Raw genomic sequence first — 13869 nt, forward strand, 5'->3', positions numbered from 1 at the left:
AAGCGCCGGCATCGCACCCACCCCCGCGTCCCGGCGCAAGCGCCGATCCCACCACCCGCCGCACCACCAACCCCCAAAGACGAGAACGAATCTCATTCTTGCTACGCTTCTGCCCGCGTGTTCGACGTCTTGTCCCTGCCCTTCGTCCAGCGCGGCCTCGTCGAGGTCCTGCTGCTCGCCGTCGGCGCCGGGGTCATCGGGACGTGGATCGTCCTGCGGGGGCTCTCGTTCTACGCCCACGCGGTGGGGACCGCGGCCTTCCCGGGGCTCGTCCTCGCCGACGGGCTCGCGTTCCCGGCGACGCTCGGGGCGGCGGGGACGGGGCTCGTCGTCGCGCTCGGGGTGGGCGCGCTCGCGCGGCGCGAGGGCGGTGCCGACCGCTACGACTCGCAGACCGCGCTCGTGCTCGTCGGCGCCCTGGCGGCGGGCGTCATCCTCGCGAGCGACGTCTTCCACTCCGGGGCGAACGTCGAGACGCTGCTCTTCGGCAGCCTGCTGCTCGTCGACGGGCACGACCTCGCGTTCGCGGCGGTCGCGAGCGCGCTGTCGCTGCTCGGCGCGTTCTTCCTCCACACGCGCTGGCTCGTCGTCGGCTTCGACGCGCGGACCGCGCCGTCGCTCGGCGCGCGCTCGCCGCTCCCGGACGCGATCCTCCTGGGGCTCGTCGCGCTGCTCGCGGTCGCGGCGCTCGCGACGCTCGGCGCGCTGCTGGCGACGGCGGTCCTCGTCGTCCCCGCCGCGACGACGCGCCTGGTCTGCCGGCGCCTCGGCCCGTGGCAGCTCGCGACGGTCGCCCTCGTCGCCGCAGAGGGGGTCGCCGGGCTGTGGCTCTCGGTCGAGTGGAACGCGCCGCCCGGCCCGGCGATCGCCGTGCTCTCCGGGGGGGTCTTCGCGGTCGTGGCCGCCGGGCGCGCCGCCGGGCTCAGGCCCCTGACGGCCGCGGCGGCGCTCGTGCTGCTCGCGGTCGGCGGCTCCGGCTGCGGGGCCCTCGAGGACGGCAGCGGGCACGGCGTCCGCGTCGTCGTCACGACGACGCAGCTCGGCGACATCGTCCGCGAGGTCGGCGGCCCCGACGTCCGCGTGACGCAGATCCTCCACCCGAACACGGACCCGCACGACTACGAGCCCCGCCCGAAGGACGTGCGGGAGACCGCCCGCGCGAAGCTCGTCTTCGTCAGCGGCGACCGGCTCGACCACTGGATGGGGGACGTCGTCCACCAGAGCGGCGGGTCCCCGCTGGTCGTCGACCTGTCCACGACGCTCCCGGTTCAGCGGCCGGGAAAGACGAGCGGGCCGGAGGCCTCACGCCACGACCCGCACTGGTGGCACGACCCGCGCAACGTCGAGGCCGCCGTCGGCGTCATCACCGCCCGGCTCGCCCGCGTCGCCCCGGCGGCCCGCGCCCGCCTGGAGCGCCGCGCCGGCGCCTACCGCCTCCGCGTCGAGCACCTGGACCGCGGGATCGCGCGCTGCTTCGCCGCCGTCCCGCCCGCGCAGCGGAGGCTCGTCACCGACCACGACGCCTTCGGCTACTTCGCCGCGCGCTACGGGATCCGGGTCGTCGGCGCCGTCATCCCGTCGCAGACGACCCAGGCGCAACCGTCGGCGCAGGCGATCAGCGACCTCGCCCGCGTCATCCGGCGCGAGCACGTCCGCGCCGTCTTCCCGGAGACGTCGCTGAACGCGAAGCTCGCCCACGCGATCGCCCGGCAGACGGGCGCCACCGCGGACCACGAGCTGTACGGGGACACGCTCGGCCCGGCGGACTCGGCCGGGAGCACCTACCTTGGGATGGAACGCGCGAACGCCGACGCCATGGTGCGCGGGTTCACGCAAGGAGCCGACCGGTGCACGATCCCGCTGACCTGACGACACCCACGCCGCCGCCGGCGACGGCCGCACCCGTGCTCCTGCGCGCGGCGGGCCTCGCCTGCGGCTACGGGGCGGGCGCCGTCCTCACCGGGGTCGAGCTGACGCTCCGTGCGGGGGACCGCGTCGCCGTCCTCGGCCCGAACGGCGGCGGCAAGACGACGCTCTTCCGCACGTTGCTCGGCGAGCTCGAGCCCGTGAGCGGGACGCTCGAGCGGCAGGCACGCTGCGCCGTCGTCCCCCAGACCGAGCGCTCGCGGCTGGACTTCCCGGTCAGCGCGCTCGACGTCGCGCTCATGGGCGCGGTGTCGCGGCTGCCCTGGTGGCGACGGCCGGGCAAGGCCGACCGCCGGCTCGCCCGGGCCGCGCTCGGCCAGGTCGGCCTCGCCGAGCACGCGGACCGCACCTTCGGCGACCTCTCCGGCGGCCAGCGCCAGCGCGTGCTCGTCGCGCGGGCGCTCGTCCAGGACGCGCCGATCGTCCTCCTCGACGAGCCCTTCACGGGGCTGGACGCCGTCAGCGCGGACCGCCTCGAGCAGTTGCTGCTCCAGCTCGCCGACGAAGGCCGCGGCCTGCTCATCGCGACGCACGACGTCGAGCAGGCGCGGCGGTGGGGGACGGTCCTCTGCCTGAACAAGCGCCAGATCGCCTACGGGCACGCGGACGTCCTCACCCGCAGCGTCCTGGAGGCGACGTACGGCGGCGAGATCGTCGACATCGACTGCGCCGTCCACGGGCATCACGACGTCGTGCTGCCCGCCCACCACCACGAGCACTGAAGGCGCCCGGCCATGCACCCGTCGCTCGCGCTGCTCACCTGGCTCACCGACCCGTGGACGGAGGCGCTCACGCGCCGCGCGCTGCTCGAGGTCGTGCTGCTCGGGATCGCGGGCGGGGCGCTCGGCGGCTGGGTCGTCTCGTTCAACCTCGGCTACAGCGCGGAGTCGCTCGCGCACGCCCTGCTGCCCGGGCTCGTCGGCGCGTCGCTGCTCGGCGCGCCGCTGCTGCTCGGCGGTGCGGCCGGGCTGCTCGTCGCGGCCGTCGCGGTCGCCGTCGCCGGCCGGATCCCGGGGCTCGACCGCGACACGGCCGTCGCCGTCGTCGTCACCGCGCTCTTCGGTCTCGGCGCGCTGCTCGCGCTCTCACCCGACACGCCCGCCGGCCTGCAGGGCCTGCTCTTCGGCGACGTGCTCGGGGTCAGCGACACCGACCTCGCGCTCGCCGGCGGCCTCGTCGTCGTCCTCGTCGGCGCGCTCACGGTCCTGCACCCGCGGCTGCTCGTCATCGGCCTGGACCGGCTCAGCGCGCCCGCGCTCGGCGTGCGGACGCTCACGATGGACGTCACCGTCCTCGTCCTGCTCGCCGTCACGCTGCTCGTGGCGGTGCAGGGGCTCGGCAACCTCCTCGTCGTCGCGGTGCTCATCGCGCCGCCGTCCGCCGCCCGGCTGCTCACCCGGCGGATGGCGCCGATGCTCGTCGTCTCGTCGGCGATCGCCGTCGTCGGCGCGGTCGCGGGGCTGTACCTCAGCTACTACGCGGGGACGGCCGCCGGCGCCTCGATCGCCGCGGTGCTCGTGGGGACGTACCTCGTCCTCGCGGCGGGGACGGCGGCGGCCGCGGCGCTCACGCGGGCGCGGACGCGGCCGACCCCCGAGCCCGCGGGCGCGCCGGCCTGACGTGCCGCGCCTCGCGCTCTGGCCCGCGACGGCCGCGGCGATCGTCGCGGGCGGGGTGCTGCTCGGCCAGGCCGGCCTGCCGTCGTCCTACCTGTTCGCCGCGCTCCTGCTCGGGCTGGCGCTCGCGCTGCGGCGGCCGGGCACGCTCGACGTGCAGCCCGTGTGGTTCCGGCGCGCGCAGGCCGTCGCGGGGGTGACGCTCGGCGCCTACCTGCAGACGTCGGCGCTGAAGGAGCTCGGCCACGACTGGCTGCCGGTGACGCTCGTGAGCGGCGCGACGCTCGCGCTGAGCCTCGGCGCCGGGGCGCTGCTCGCGCGGACGACGACCCTCGACGAGCCGACGGCGGCGCTCGGCCTCATCGCCGGCGGCGCCTCCGGCATCGTGGGCATGTCCGGCGAGCTCGGCGCCGACGACCGGCTCGTCGCGTTCATGCAGTACCTCCGCGTGCTCGTCGTCGTCGCGTCCACGCCGCTGTTCATCGCGATCGTCTTCCCGGGCGCGCATGCGGCATCAGGCGCGGTCGGCGCGGACGGGGGCCCGATCCTCGGCGACGCGCGCGGCTGGGTGCTGACGGCCGTGCTCGGGCTCCTCGGCGCGGTCCTCGCCGCGCGGGCCCGGCTCACGGCCGGCGTCCTGCTCGGCCCGATGCTCGTCACCGGCGTCGTCGTCCTCGCGGTCCCCGGAGGTGCGTTCACGGTCCCGCCGCTCCTGCGGGAGACGGCGTTCGCGACGATCGGCCTGCAGGTCGGGCTGCGCTTCACCGTCGACACGATCCGGCTGCTCGGACGGCTGCTGCTCCCCGTCGCGCTCGTCATCCTCGGGCTGCTCGTCGCCTGCTTCGGGCTCGCGCTCGCGCTGGCGGCGACGACCTCGGCCTCGCTCCTCGACGCGTACCTCGCGACGACCCCCGGGGGCCTCTACGCGGTGCTCGCCGTCGCGTCGGGCTCGGGGGCCGACACGACGTTCGTCGTCGCGGTGCAGTCGCTCCGCGTCGTCGTCATGGTCCTGCTCGCGCCGCTCGCGGTGCGCTGGTCGCTCGGGCGCCGTTAGCGGCGGGCGGTGCGGCGGCGGCCGCAGTCGCCGCAGGAGCCGTGGAGCACGATGTCGTGCTCGGCGACGTCGAACGCGACGCGGTCGGCGACCCGGTGGATCGTCCGCTCGAGCTCGTCGTCGGCGAAGGGAATGACCTTCTCACAGTCGTCGCAGACGAGGTGGTGATGGTGGTGGTGCCCGTCCGGGTGCACGGCCTCGTAGCGCGAGATCCCGTGCCCGACCTCGATCCGCGAGACGAGCTTCAGCTGCTCGAGCTCGTCGATGACGCGGTAGACCGAGGCGCGGGCGACGGGGCGGCCCCCGGCGCCCCGCAGCGCCTCCTCGATCTCGAGGGCCGAGAGCGCGCACGGCTGCTGCGCGAGCAGGTCGATGACGGCCTGCCGCGCGCCGCCGCGGCGGTACCCGGCGCCGGCCAGGCGCTCGGACGCGTGGTCGGCCCAGTCCAGCTGCTGGAGCTCGTCGGGCATCGCCCTCGATGCTACTCCCCGTCCTCGCCGTGCTCGCGGTCCTCGGCGTCCTCGCCGTCCTCGGCTCCGCGGCCGCGGGCGGCGGCGACACCGGCGGCGAGCGCGACGAGGAGGACCGGGACGCCGAAGATGATGAGCGGCGAGGTCGAGCTGTCGCGCTTGCCGCCGGCGCGGCCGGTGCCGCGGGCGACGGCGGGCACGGGCACGGGCGTCCCGTTCGCGGCGGTCAGGCGCCCGACGGCGAGCATCGCGGCGCGGGCGAGCCCGTCCCCGCCGGCGCCGGCCTCCGGCGTGATGCCGCTGAGCGCCGGGCCGGCCCGGTCGCCGAGGTTGTTGCCCCCGAGGCCGGCGGGGAGGACGACGAGGACGCGCGGCTTCGTGTTGAAGCTCAGCTCCTGCGTCAGCAGATCGGCGTACTTCTGCGGATCGGTGAACAGCTGGGGGACGGCGCCCATGTCCGTCGTCGCCGCGATCATCGCGACCTTCAGGTGGAACCCCTTCGCCTTGGCCTGCTTCAGCATCCCGTCGAGGGCGGTGCGCAGGTCCTTCGCCGGGCCGTTCGGCGGGTAGGGGTAGAACGAGTCGCCGCCGATGAGGACGTCGCTCGCCGGGTCGCCGTCGGCGCGGGCGAGCGGCGGCGCGAGCGCGGGCAGCGCGGTCACGGCACAGAGCAGCAGGGCGGCAAGGCGGACGCGCATCGCGCCGGAGCGTAGTCACGGACGCAGATGGGTGACGCCGCCAGGCGGGAAGGCGTACGTCGCGTGGACGGGGACGGCCGGGCCGGTGACGACGACGACCTGGCTGCGGGCGCGCAGCGGGATCGCGCGCGGGTCGCCCCGCCACCGGCGTCCGCCGACCCAGGCGCGCACCGGGCCCCGGAAGCCGAGCAGGCGGTCGCGGCCGAGGGCACGTCCCCAGACGGCGAAGAGGTCGCCCACCGTGGTGCGGGCGCCCGGTCGCAGTTCGACGACCCCCGTCGGCTCGGTCGTCCGCACGTCCGTCGTGCAGCGGGCGCCGGTGTCGACGCCGCCCCGCCGCCGGGCCCCGAGGACGCCGATGCCGGCGGGGACGATGACGACGCGGCCCGCCGCGAAGAGCTCGAGGTGCGCCTCGGCCCCCGGCCGCACGACGGGCCGGCGGCAGGGAAGCCCCGGCTGCGGGTGAGCGCCTGGCGACGGCCGGAAGCGCGGCCCGGCGCCGATCGGGACGGGGGTGGGGACGGCCGGCACGGTGCCGTCCGCGAGCGCACCCGCGGCGGGCGTCGCGGCGGCCGGCCGCCCGGGCGACCCGTCCCCGCAGCCCGCGAGGCCCGCGAGGCCCGCGAGGCCCGCGAGGCCCGTGAGGCCCGCGAGCGCGGCGAGGGTGACGAGCCTCCGGGTCAGCGCCCCGGGCCCGGGCCGGGCTCGGCGACCGGCCTGACCGCGAACACCGGGTTCTCGATGACGCCGAGGATCGCGCCGCCGGGCTCGCGGACCTCGCCGACCTTGATCCCCTCGCCGACCTCGGTGACGTCGGTCACCGCCTCGGCGCCCGCGGCGAGGAGGGCGGCGTGGGCGACGGCGGCGTCCGGCACGCCCCAGTAGGTGCGGGCGCCGTCCGCGGGATCGGCGCGCGGGTTGAGGCCGAGCTCGTACCCGCCGGCCTCGAAGCCGACGTAGAACGGCTCGTCGAAGTACGGGCCGTGGCCGAGGAGGGCGGTGTACCACGCCTTGGACCGCTCGAGGTCCGGGGCGGGGTAGATGACGGTGCGCAGTCCGAGGAACATGGCAGCAGCATGGCGCACGCCGCGGCCGGTGTGGTGCGCTCGAGCGGCGCGGCGCTGCGAGCCGCGCGGTGCCCGTCGCGGGCTGAGCTACCAGCCGGTGGGGTGGCGGACGGCGAAGCCCGCGTTCGACCGCGGCGCCGTCTGCCAGCGCGAACCGGTCGTCCGCTGGCCGCTCGTGTCGAAGCGCAGACCCGCGATGTACATGTAGACGTGCTCGTCGTTCGCGTAGATCGTGACCCAGCGGCCCAGGCCGGCGTCGCCCCACGTCGCGAGGTCGCCCGAGACCATCGTCGTGTCGAGCAGCCCGCCGCCGTGCAGCGCGTAGGAGACTGAGCCCGAGCAGTCGTAGGCGGTGTCGTCGAAGGACGCGTGGCCGCCGCCGTAGCGGTAGGGCGTGGTCGCGATCCGGTTCGCGGCGGCGATCATCGAGACGATGACGGCCGGGGCGCCGGCGGGGGCGACCGCGGTCACGCCGTCGGCCGCGAGGGTCGCCTGACCGGTCGGGCCGGACGCGGGCGGGGTCGTCGTCGCGGGCGGCGTGGTGGCCGGTGTCGCCGCGGCGGCGGTCCCGGTGTCGCCCGTCATCGTCGCGCTGCCGAAGCCGGCGCCGCCGTCCGGGCCGCCCGCGCCGGCGGCAGGCGCCGCCGTGGTCGTGGCGACCGAGGCCTTGAGGGTCACGACCGTCGGCCGGTCCGCGACCCCGGTGACGCGGAGGGTCGCGACCTTCTGGAAGCGGCGCACCGCGGTGCGGGTGCCGCGGCCGAAGTCGCCGTCCGGGGCGGCGGCGAAGCCCGCCTTCGTCAGGAGCCGCTGCAGGCGCTTGACGTCGCTGCCGTGGCTGCCGAGGCGCAGGACGCGGTCCCCGAGCCGGCGCGAGGCCGCCTGCGCGGGCGCCACCGACGCGCCCGCTCCGAGGGAGAGGCAGATCAGGAGGATCGCGCAGCGACGCAGACGGGTCATGTGCCCGCATTTCGGCGAACCTCCCCATCTCTCACCGAAGCTCCACACGAGTGCACACCTTTGGCGGCCCCGAAGCTGCAGCCTGGAGCCCGGAAGCTGCAGCTCGGACGGACTGCAACGTCCGTTGCGCCGACGAGGAAGCGCCCGCAGCGACCGCGAATCCGGCCCGCATGCGCAACCGTCAGCTCCGCGCCACGCTCTCCGCCTTCGCCGAGGAGGCCGCCTGGCAGCTCGCGTCCGACATGGCCGACGGCCACGAGCTGCCCTTCGAGCTCACCGAGTCCGCGAGCGGGCGCAGCCAGCCGACGCTCTACTGCTACCGCCCCCTCACCGCGGCCTTCATCGACGAGCGGCGGTCGATCCTCGCGCGCCTGGAGACCTACCTGCCGGCGGTCCACGCGCTGCAGGCGGTCGGCGGCCTGGACGGCTACCTGCAGGCGCGGGTCGCCCAGGGCATCCCGCGCGACGGCCGCGAGCGCGCCGAACTGGCGCTGCGCGCGTTCCTCGGCCGGGTCTTCGAGGACTCGAGCGACTTCGTGCTCCACGCCGAGCGGCTCGAGCGCGCGTACGAGGAGCTCGAGGCGATCGTCCACGAGGGCGTCGCCGAGACGGTCCTCGTGTGCGCGGTCCTCGGCATCGAGCTCGAGTCCGGCGAGGTCGCGATGGGTGACGGGCTGACGCTCATGCGCGCGGAGGTCCTGGACGACGGCCCGGCCGACGCCGTCCGCGGCGACGGCGCCCGGACCCTCGCCGTCCTGCGCTGGGACGCGAGCCTCGGGTCCGGCGGCGACGGCCTGCCGCACGACCCCGGCCGCGCCCGCCTCGCGCGGCTCGTCGCCGCGCTGCGCCTCTTCGACGAGGCCGGCGCCGCGCTGACCCCGGTCGGCTGGCTGCGGACCGCAGGCGGTCCCTGGCAGGTCATCGCGCTCGGGCCCGCCGCCGGCGGCCTCGTCCGTGGCCGCGCGTTCGTCCCCGCCGCCCAGGAGGACGAGCTGCGCGCCTTCTGCAACCTCGTGTCCCGGCGCATGCCGCGCAGCGGCGAGCTCGCCTGGGCGCTGCGGCGCTTCGAGCTCGGCTGCACCCGCGAGCGCGACGACGACGCGCTCTCGGACCACCTCATGGCCCTGCGCGCGCTGCTCGAGCCCGAGGGCCCCGCGTCCGGCCGCCTGCCCGGCCGCCTCGCCGCGCTCTGCGCCCAGCCGGACCAGCGCGCCGCCTTCACCGCCCGCGTCGCCCACGTCGCCCGCATGGAGCGCTCCCTCATCACCGGCGCGGGCGCCCCCGAGGACGCGACGGTCGGCGCCCTCTCCCGCGAGCTCGCGAGCCACCTGCGCGCGATCCTCCGCGACGTGTTGTGCGGCCACCTGGACCCGGACCTGCGCGGGCTCGCCGACCGGCTGCTCGCCGAGGAGCTGGTGGAGGCGCCGACGCAGGCTTAGGGCTGGGCGTGGGCTCGCGGCGGCGGACTCGGCGCCGTGGCGGGTCCTCGGGACCGTCGCGGTGGCGGCGCGCGGGGCGTTTTCGTTGCGCGGGCGTCTACGGCGGCTGGTTACGGAGGGGAGGACCGCCGGCGCCGCGGTGAATGAAGATTCAGGGTGCTCTCGACACCGTGAATCTTCATTCACCTTCCGAGCGACTCCCCTCCGCCGTAACCCAGCCGCCGTCAGCGCCGCGGAACGCGAAGACCCGCGCGCCCCGCGACCGCGCGGGTCCCGCCGCCCGGACCCGCCCGCGCGCCCCGCGACCGCGCGGGCCCCGCCGCCCGGCCCGCCCCGGGCGCCGCAGCTACGCCGCCAGCCCCGCCGCCGCCAGCATGAGCCGCCGGCGCTCGGCGTCGTCCGCGAAGAGGTGGCGGCCGACGTGGACGAGGCCCTCGAGGTCGTGGACGTCGTCGTCGAGCTGGGGGACGAGGAGGGCGCCGGACTCGCCGAGGGCGTCCATGAGGTGCGCGATGGAGGCGGCGTCGCGGTCGGCGAGGACGCGGGCGTCGGCCATCGTCCGGGCGACCTTGCGGGCGAGCGGGGCGCCGAGCTCCTCGGTGAGCTCGGCCTCGAGGGACGCGAGCGCGGCCGCGTCGGGCGGGTCGGGGTCGGCGACGCCCGGGTCCACGCGGTTGACGATGAGGGCTCCGATGCGGTGGCGGGCCTCCCGCAGCTTGCCGGCGAAGTGGATCGCCTCCTCGATCGGCTCCGGCTGCGGCGAGGACACGATGAGGAAGGTCGTCGACGGGTCGGCGAGGAGCTTCTTCACCCCGGCGGCGCGCTCGCGGAAGCCGTCCATGATCCCGCTGAGGGCGCGGAAGAAGACGCTGACGTCGTCGAGGAGGTCGACGCCGGTGACCTTCCGCAGGACGGCGAAGACGACGCTCGTCCCGCGGCCGACGACCTTCGCGGCGATCCCCGTCGGCGCGAGGAAGACCTTCAGCGCGCGGCCCTCGAAGAAGTTCGTCAGCCGGTCGGGCGCGTCGAGGAAGTCGAGCGCGTTGCGGGACGGCGGGGTGTCGAGGATGAGGACGTCGAAGCCGCCGTCGCGGTCGAGGTCGTAGAGCTTCGCGATCGCCGTGAACTCCTGCGACCCCGCCACCGCGGACGACAGCTCCTGGTAGATCCGGTTCTCGAGGATCTCGTCGCGGCTCTTCTCGTCCGGCGCGAGCCGCTCGATGAGGTCGTCGAACGTCCGCTTCGCGTCGAGCATCATCGCCCACAGCTCGCCGGTCACCTCGATGCCGTGCTCCCGGAAGCGCGACGGATCGACCTGGCGCGGCTCGTTGCCGAGCTCCTCGAGGCCGAGCGCGTCGGCGAGGCGCTTCGCGGGGTCGATCGTGATGACGCAGACGCGCTTGCCCGCGGCGGCGAGCCCGAGGCCGATCGCGGCGGAGGTCGTCGTCTTCCCGACGCCGCCGGACCCGGCGACGATGACGGCGCGACGGCCCTCGAGGGTCTCGGCGAGGGAGGTCATCGCCCGGCCAGCCGCTCGGCGAGGGCGGCGACGGTCCCGTCCGGGGTCGCGGGCAGCGTGAGGACCGGGAGCTCGCCGTCGATCCCGCGGCGCAGCCGCTGCAGCTGCGCGCGCTGGCGGCGGGCCCGCTCGTGCTGGGCACGGGTCGCGTGCAGGGCGGCGCGGCGGCGGGAGGCGACGGCGACCGCCGCCCCGTCGCCCGCGGCGTCCCGGCCGTCCCCAGCGAGCGCGCCGGCCAGCGCCTCGGCGTCGGCCGTCCGCAGGGGACCGGGGAGCAGCTGGTTGACGAGGATCGCGTCGAGGTCGAGGCCCGCCTGGGCACGGAGGCCGTCGCGGAGCAGGAGCGTCTCGCTCACGGGCGTCTCCTCGGCGGTGGTCACGGCGATCACGCCCGTGCGGGAGGGGTCGGACAGCATCTCGTCGATCGTACGGCCCTGGCGGGCGATCGGACCGACGCGGGCCGCGTCGGCGAACGTGCTCGGCGCCGCGAGCAGCGCCAAGCCGTGCCCGGTCGCGGGCGCATCGACGACGACGAGGTCGTAGGGGTGGGCGCCCGGCGTCCGGCGCTCGTCCTGCGCGAGCTCCCAGAGCTTGCCGACGGTGAGGAGCTCCCGCATGCCGGGCGTCGCGGCCGCGAGGTAGCTGAACACGCGGGAGGAGACGAGCGCGTCCGCGAGCGCCTTCACCGGCAGCTGGTCGATGAGATACTCCTGCATCGCGTGCTCGGGGTCGACCGTGATGTGGTGCAGGCCGGGCGCGACCTCGCGCTCCTCGAAGACGCGGACGACGCGCCCCTCGCCGTGATCGCCCGCCAGCCGACGCGCCGCGTCCTCCCGCGCGGCGACCTCCGCGACGATCGTGCGCAGGCCCCGCCCCGCGGCGGCGGTCGCGAGCGCGGCGGCGACGGTCGTCTTCCCGACGCCGCCCTTGCCGGTGACGAAGACGAGGCGCTTGGAGAAGACCTCCGCCGGGATCACGCCCGCAGGCCCTCCTCGCCCTCCCAGTAGTCGACGACGTCGAGGCGGAAGGTCACCCCGCCGATGTTCGCCTTCCCCGAGCGCGGATAGAAGCAGGTGTCGGCCGGGACCCGGGTGCCGTAGGCGAGGTAGGTCAGGCCGTCGGGGCCCGCCTCGAAGGCGTGGGCCACGCGCGTGCACGGCGGCCGCACGAGCACGCTCCCGGGGCGGACGGGCAGGCGGTCGTCCCCGAGCCAGGCGACGCCGCCGCCCTCGAGCACCAGGAAGCACTCCTCCTCGGCCGAGTGCCAGTGCGGCGGGCACGACAGCGTCCCCGGCGCGATGCGGTCGTGCCGCAGGCCGCTGCGCACCGACCCGCACGCCCGGGCGAGGTCGCGCTCGGTGATGTCGTAGCCGGGACGGACCTCCGTCTCGGCGTCCACCTCGTCGAGGTTGCGGATCGACGGCAGGCGCTCGGCCTCCGGTGCTCCCGGGAGCTCGAGCGGGCCGAGCGCCGCCTCGAGCTTGAACGGGTTCGGGCCGTCGGCGGGCAGCCAGCGCGTCCCGAGCCAGAACGCCTTCGTCCGCGGCAGGTAGGTGATGTTCGAGGTCGACCCCTCCGCGAAGGCGATGACCGTCATCCCCTCCGGGCCGGCGATCATCGTGTGGGCGGCGCCCTGGATGCGGTGCACGAGGCAGTCACCGGCGCGGACGGCGTACGTGCGGCCGTCCTGCCAGGACAGCCCGGACCCCTCCAGCACGTAGAAGATCTCCTCCTCGTCGCTGTGGACGTGCACCGGCATCATCCGCGCGGACGGCGGGATCCGGTACCACGTCGCCCCGATCCCGCGGGCGCCGGCGGCCGACGCGACACGCCGGTAGGCGACCTCGATGTCGCCGGCCTCGCGGCGCAGCTCCTCCAGGTCGTCCAGGTGCACGAGGTTCGGGTGCGTCTCCGTCATGCGCGGAGTCTATGAACGCAGGCCCTGCTTGCAGGAGAACGCTCCGGCCGCGCGAACACCACGGCGGATCGGTCCATCCCCGGACGAACGAGCATTCACGTGGACAGCGTGCAGAACACCGCAAAAGCCAAGGTCATCGTCTTCGCCAACCAGAAGGGCGGCGTGGCGAAGACCACCACAACCCTGAACCTCGCGGTCGCCTTCGCGGAGAAGGGCTACCGCGTCCTCTGCGTCGACATGGACCCGCAGGGGAACCTGACGATGTCGCAGGGCATCGACCCGGACGGTCTGAGCGAGTCGATGTTCGACGTCCTCGTCCACGACCTGCCGATCGTGAACGTCATCCGCAAGCGCGAGATCGACATCGCCTGCGCCTCGATCGACCTCGCGGGCGCCGAGATCGCGATGTCGATGAAGATCGGCCGCGAGCGGTCCCTGGAGAAGGCCTTCAGGCCGATCATCCACGACTACGACTTCATCTGCATCGACACGCCGCCGTCCCTCGGGCTGCTCACGATCAACGCCCTGACGGCCGCATCCAAGGTGATCGTCCCCGTGCAGTGCGAGTATCTGTCGATGCGGGGACTCATCCAGCTCCAGAACACGCTCCACATGATCCGCGAGAACCTCAACCCGGACGTCGAGATCGAGGGCATCCTGCCCACGCTCATGGACTCCCGGACCCTTCACGCGAAGGAGGCCATCGAGATCCTCGAGGAGAACTTCGGTGACCGCGTGTTCGCGTCCCGCATCAAGAAGACCGTCCGCTTCGCCGAGGCGCCGGTGAAGGGCATGTCCGTCCTCAAGTACGAGCCGGACGGCATGGCCGCCCGGTCCTACCGTGACCTCGCGAAGGAGGTTCTCTCTCATGGAATCCGGTAAGCGCGCATCGATGCGCGAAGGCCCGCTCGCCGCCCTCTTCCGCAAGACGGACGAGGTCCAGGAGGAGCAGGCCCGCCGCGAGGCCCAGGGCGGCGCGAGCGCGCCGTCCACCGCCGCTGCGCGCCAGGCGGCCCCGCCGCTGCCCGTCGACTCCCGCGAGACGCCCGGCTTCCCGCACCCCGCGATGGCCGACCCGCGCGCCGATGCGCCCGCCGCCGCGCCCGAGGCGGAGGCCCGCAACCCGTACCTGCCGCCCGCCGCCCCGGCGCCCGCGCCCGCGCGTCCGGCCGCCCCGCAGCGCCCGAACTACTCGTCGTACG

At 75.6% G+C, this 13869-nt stretch carries 14 protein-coding genes; 6 read left to right on the forward strand and 8 right to left on the reverse strand.

Annotated features, from left to right (window positions below):
- Positions 1 to 117 precede the first annotated feature (117 nt).
- The 4 genes from NBH00_RS09655 to NBH00_RS09670 are packed head-to-tail and all read left to right on the forward strand — an operon-like array spanning position 118 to position 4596.
- Complete coding sequence (locus tag NBH00_RS09655) at positions 118 to 1869, forward strand: metal ABC transporter solute-binding protein, Zn/Mn family (RefSeq protein ID WP_254573128.1); 1752 nt, start codon at positions 118 to 120, stop codon at positions 1867 to 1869.
- A complete protein-coding gene (locus NBH00_RS09660; protein ID WP_254573129.1) occupies positions 1848 to 2648 on the forward strand; it encodes a metal ABC transporter ATP-binding protein in 801 nt (266 codons plus the stop codon). The genes NBH00_RS09655 and NBH00_RS09660 overlap by 22 nt, the downstream gene beginning before the upstream one ends.
- Before the next feature lie 12 nt (positions 2649 to 2660).
- Positions 2661 to 3545, forward strand: a complete 885-nt coding sequence (locus tag NBH00_RS09665; protein WP_254573130.1) for a metal ABC transporter permease — start codon at positions 2661 to 2663, stop codon at positions 3543 to 3545.
- A gap of 1 nt (position 3546) precedes the next feature.
- A complete protein-coding gene (locus NBH00_RS09670; protein ID WP_254573131.1) occupies positions 3547 to 4596 on the forward strand; it encodes an AbrB family transcriptional regulator in 1050 nt (349 codons plus the stop codon).
- On the opposite strand, the gene NBH00_RS09675 is transcribed toward NBH00_RS09670, so the two are convergent.
- The 5 genes from NBH00_RS09675 to NBH00_RS09695 all read right to left on the reverse strand — a co-directional run bounded on the left by NBH00_RS09675 (position 4593) and on the right by NBH00_RS09695 (position 7791).
- Positions 4593 to 5066: a Fur family transcriptional regulator gene (locus NBH00_RS09675; RefSeq protein WP_254573132.1), complete on the reverse strand. Its 474-nt coding sequence runs from the start codon at positions 5064 to 5066 to the stop codon at positions 4593 to 4595. The genes NBH00_RS09670 and NBH00_RS09675 overlap by 4 nt on opposite strands.
- Before the next feature lie 11 nt (positions 5067 to 5077).
- Entirely contained in the window at positions 5078 to 5764 is a 687-nt protein-coding gene (locus NBH00_RS09680) for a hypothetical protein (RefSeq protein ID WP_254573133.1), read from the reverse strand.
- A 15-nt stretch (positions 5765 to 5779) separates the two neighbouring features.
- Entirely contained in the window at positions 5780 to 6193 is a 414-nt protein-coding gene (locus NBH00_RS09685) for a hypothetical protein (protein WP_254573134.1), read from the reverse strand.
- Between the two features lie 251 nt (positions 6194 to 6444).
- Positions 6445 to 6831, reverse strand: coding sequence for a VOC family protein (locus NBH00_RS09690; RefSeq protein ID WP_254573135.1), 387 nt, complete (start codon positions 6829 to 6831; stop codon positions 6445 to 6447).
- A gap of 87 nt (positions 6832 to 6918) precedes the next feature.
- Positions 6919 to 7791: a peptidoglycan-binding domain-containing protein gene (locus tag NBH00_RS09695; protein WP_254573136.1), complete on the reverse strand. Its 873-nt coding sequence runs from the start codon at positions 7789 to 7791 to the stop codon at positions 6919 to 6921.
- Positions 7792 to 7961: 170 nt separating this feature from the next.
- Here NBH00_RS09695 and NBH00_RS09700 point away from each other — a divergent pair, with 170 nt between their 5' ends.
- A complete protein-coding gene (locus NBH00_RS09700) occupies positions 7962 to 9230 on the forward strand; it encodes a hypothetical protein (RefSeq protein WP_254573137.1) in 1269 nt (422 codons plus the stop codon).
- A gap of 346 nt (positions 9231 to 9576) precedes the next feature.
- Here the strand turns inward: NBH00_RS09700 and NBH00_RS09705 are convergent, their stop codons facing one another.
- The 3 genes from NBH00_RS09705 to NBH00_RS09715 are packed head-to-tail and all read right to left on the reverse strand — an operon-like array spanning position 9577 to position 12667.
- Positions 9577 to 10749 carry an ArsA family ATPase gene (locus NBH00_RS09705; RefSeq protein WP_254573138.1) on the reverse strand — a complete coding sequence of 391 codons (1173 nt, stop codon included), beginning with the start codon at positions 10747 to 10749 and terminating at the stop codon, positions 9577 to 9579.
- A complete protein-coding gene (locus NBH00_RS09710) occupies positions 10746 to 11726 on the reverse strand; it encodes an ArsA family ATPase (protein WP_254573139.1) in 981 nt (326 codons plus the stop codon). Before NBH00_RS09710 ends, NBH00_RS09705 begins: the two co-directional genes overlap by 4 nt.
- On the reverse strand, positions 11723 to 12667 hold the full coding sequence (locus NBH00_RS09715) for a cupin domain-containing protein (RefSeq protein ID WP_254573140.1): 945 nt from the start codon (positions 12665 to 12667) through the stop codon (positions 11723 to 11725). Before NBH00_RS09715 ends, NBH00_RS09710 begins: the two co-directional genes overlap by 4 nt.
- Positions 12668 to 12775: 108 nt before the next feature.
- Here NBH00_RS09715 and NBH00_RS09720 point away from each other — a divergent pair, with 108 nt between their 5' ends.
- Positions 12776 to 13549 carry a ParA family protein gene (locus NBH00_RS09720; protein ID WP_254573141.1) on the forward strand — a complete coding sequence of 258 codons (774 nt, stop codon included), beginning with the start codon at positions 12776 to 12778 and terminating at the stop codon, positions 13547 to 13549.
- The last annotated feature ends 320 nt before the right edge of the window (positions 13550 to 13869 follow it).

Source organism: Paraconexibacter antarcticus, assembly GCF_024220175.1.
GTDB classification, from domain to species: domain Bacteria; phylum Actinomycetota; class Thermoleophilia; order Solirubrobacterales; family Solirubrobacteraceae; genus Paraconexibacter; species Paraconexibacter antarcticus.

Excerpts from the sequence above, each read along its gene's own strand:
- NBH00_RS09665 (WP_254573130.1), top strand. The coding sequence starts at position 2,661 with ATGCACCCGTCGCTCGCGCTGCTCACCTGGCTCACCGACCCGTGGACG.
- NBH00_RS09690 (WP_254573135.1), bottom strand. The coding sequence starts at position 6,831 with ATGTTCCTCGGACTGCGCACCGTCATCTACCCCGCCCCGGACCTCGAG.
- NBH00_RS09675 (WP_254573132.1), bottom strand. The coding sequence starts at position 5,066 with ATGCCCGACGAGCTCCAGCAGCTGGACTGGGCCGACCACGCGTCCGAG.
- NBH00_RS09705 (WP_254573138.1), bottom strand. The coding sequence starts at position 10,749 with ATGACCTCCCTCGCCGAGACCCTCGAGGGCCGTCGCGCCGTCATCGTC.
- NBH00_RS09715 (WP_254573140.1), bottom strand. The coding sequence starts at position 12,667 with ATGACGGAGACGCACCCGAACCTCGTGCACCTGGACGACCTGGAGGAG.
- NBH00_RS09680 (WP_254573133.1), bottom strand. The coding sequence starts at position 5,764 with ATGCGCGTCCGCCTTGCCGCCCTGCTGCTCTGTGCCGTGACCGCGCTG.
- NBH00_RS09695 (WP_254573136.1), bottom strand. The coding sequence starts at position 7,791 with ATGACCCGTCTGCGTCGCTGCGCGATCCTCCTGATCTGCCTCTCCCTC.
- NBH00_RS09700 (WP_254573137.1), top strand. The coding sequence starts at position 7,962 with ATGCGCAACCGTCAGCTCCGCGCCACGCTCTCCGCCTTCGCCGAGGAG.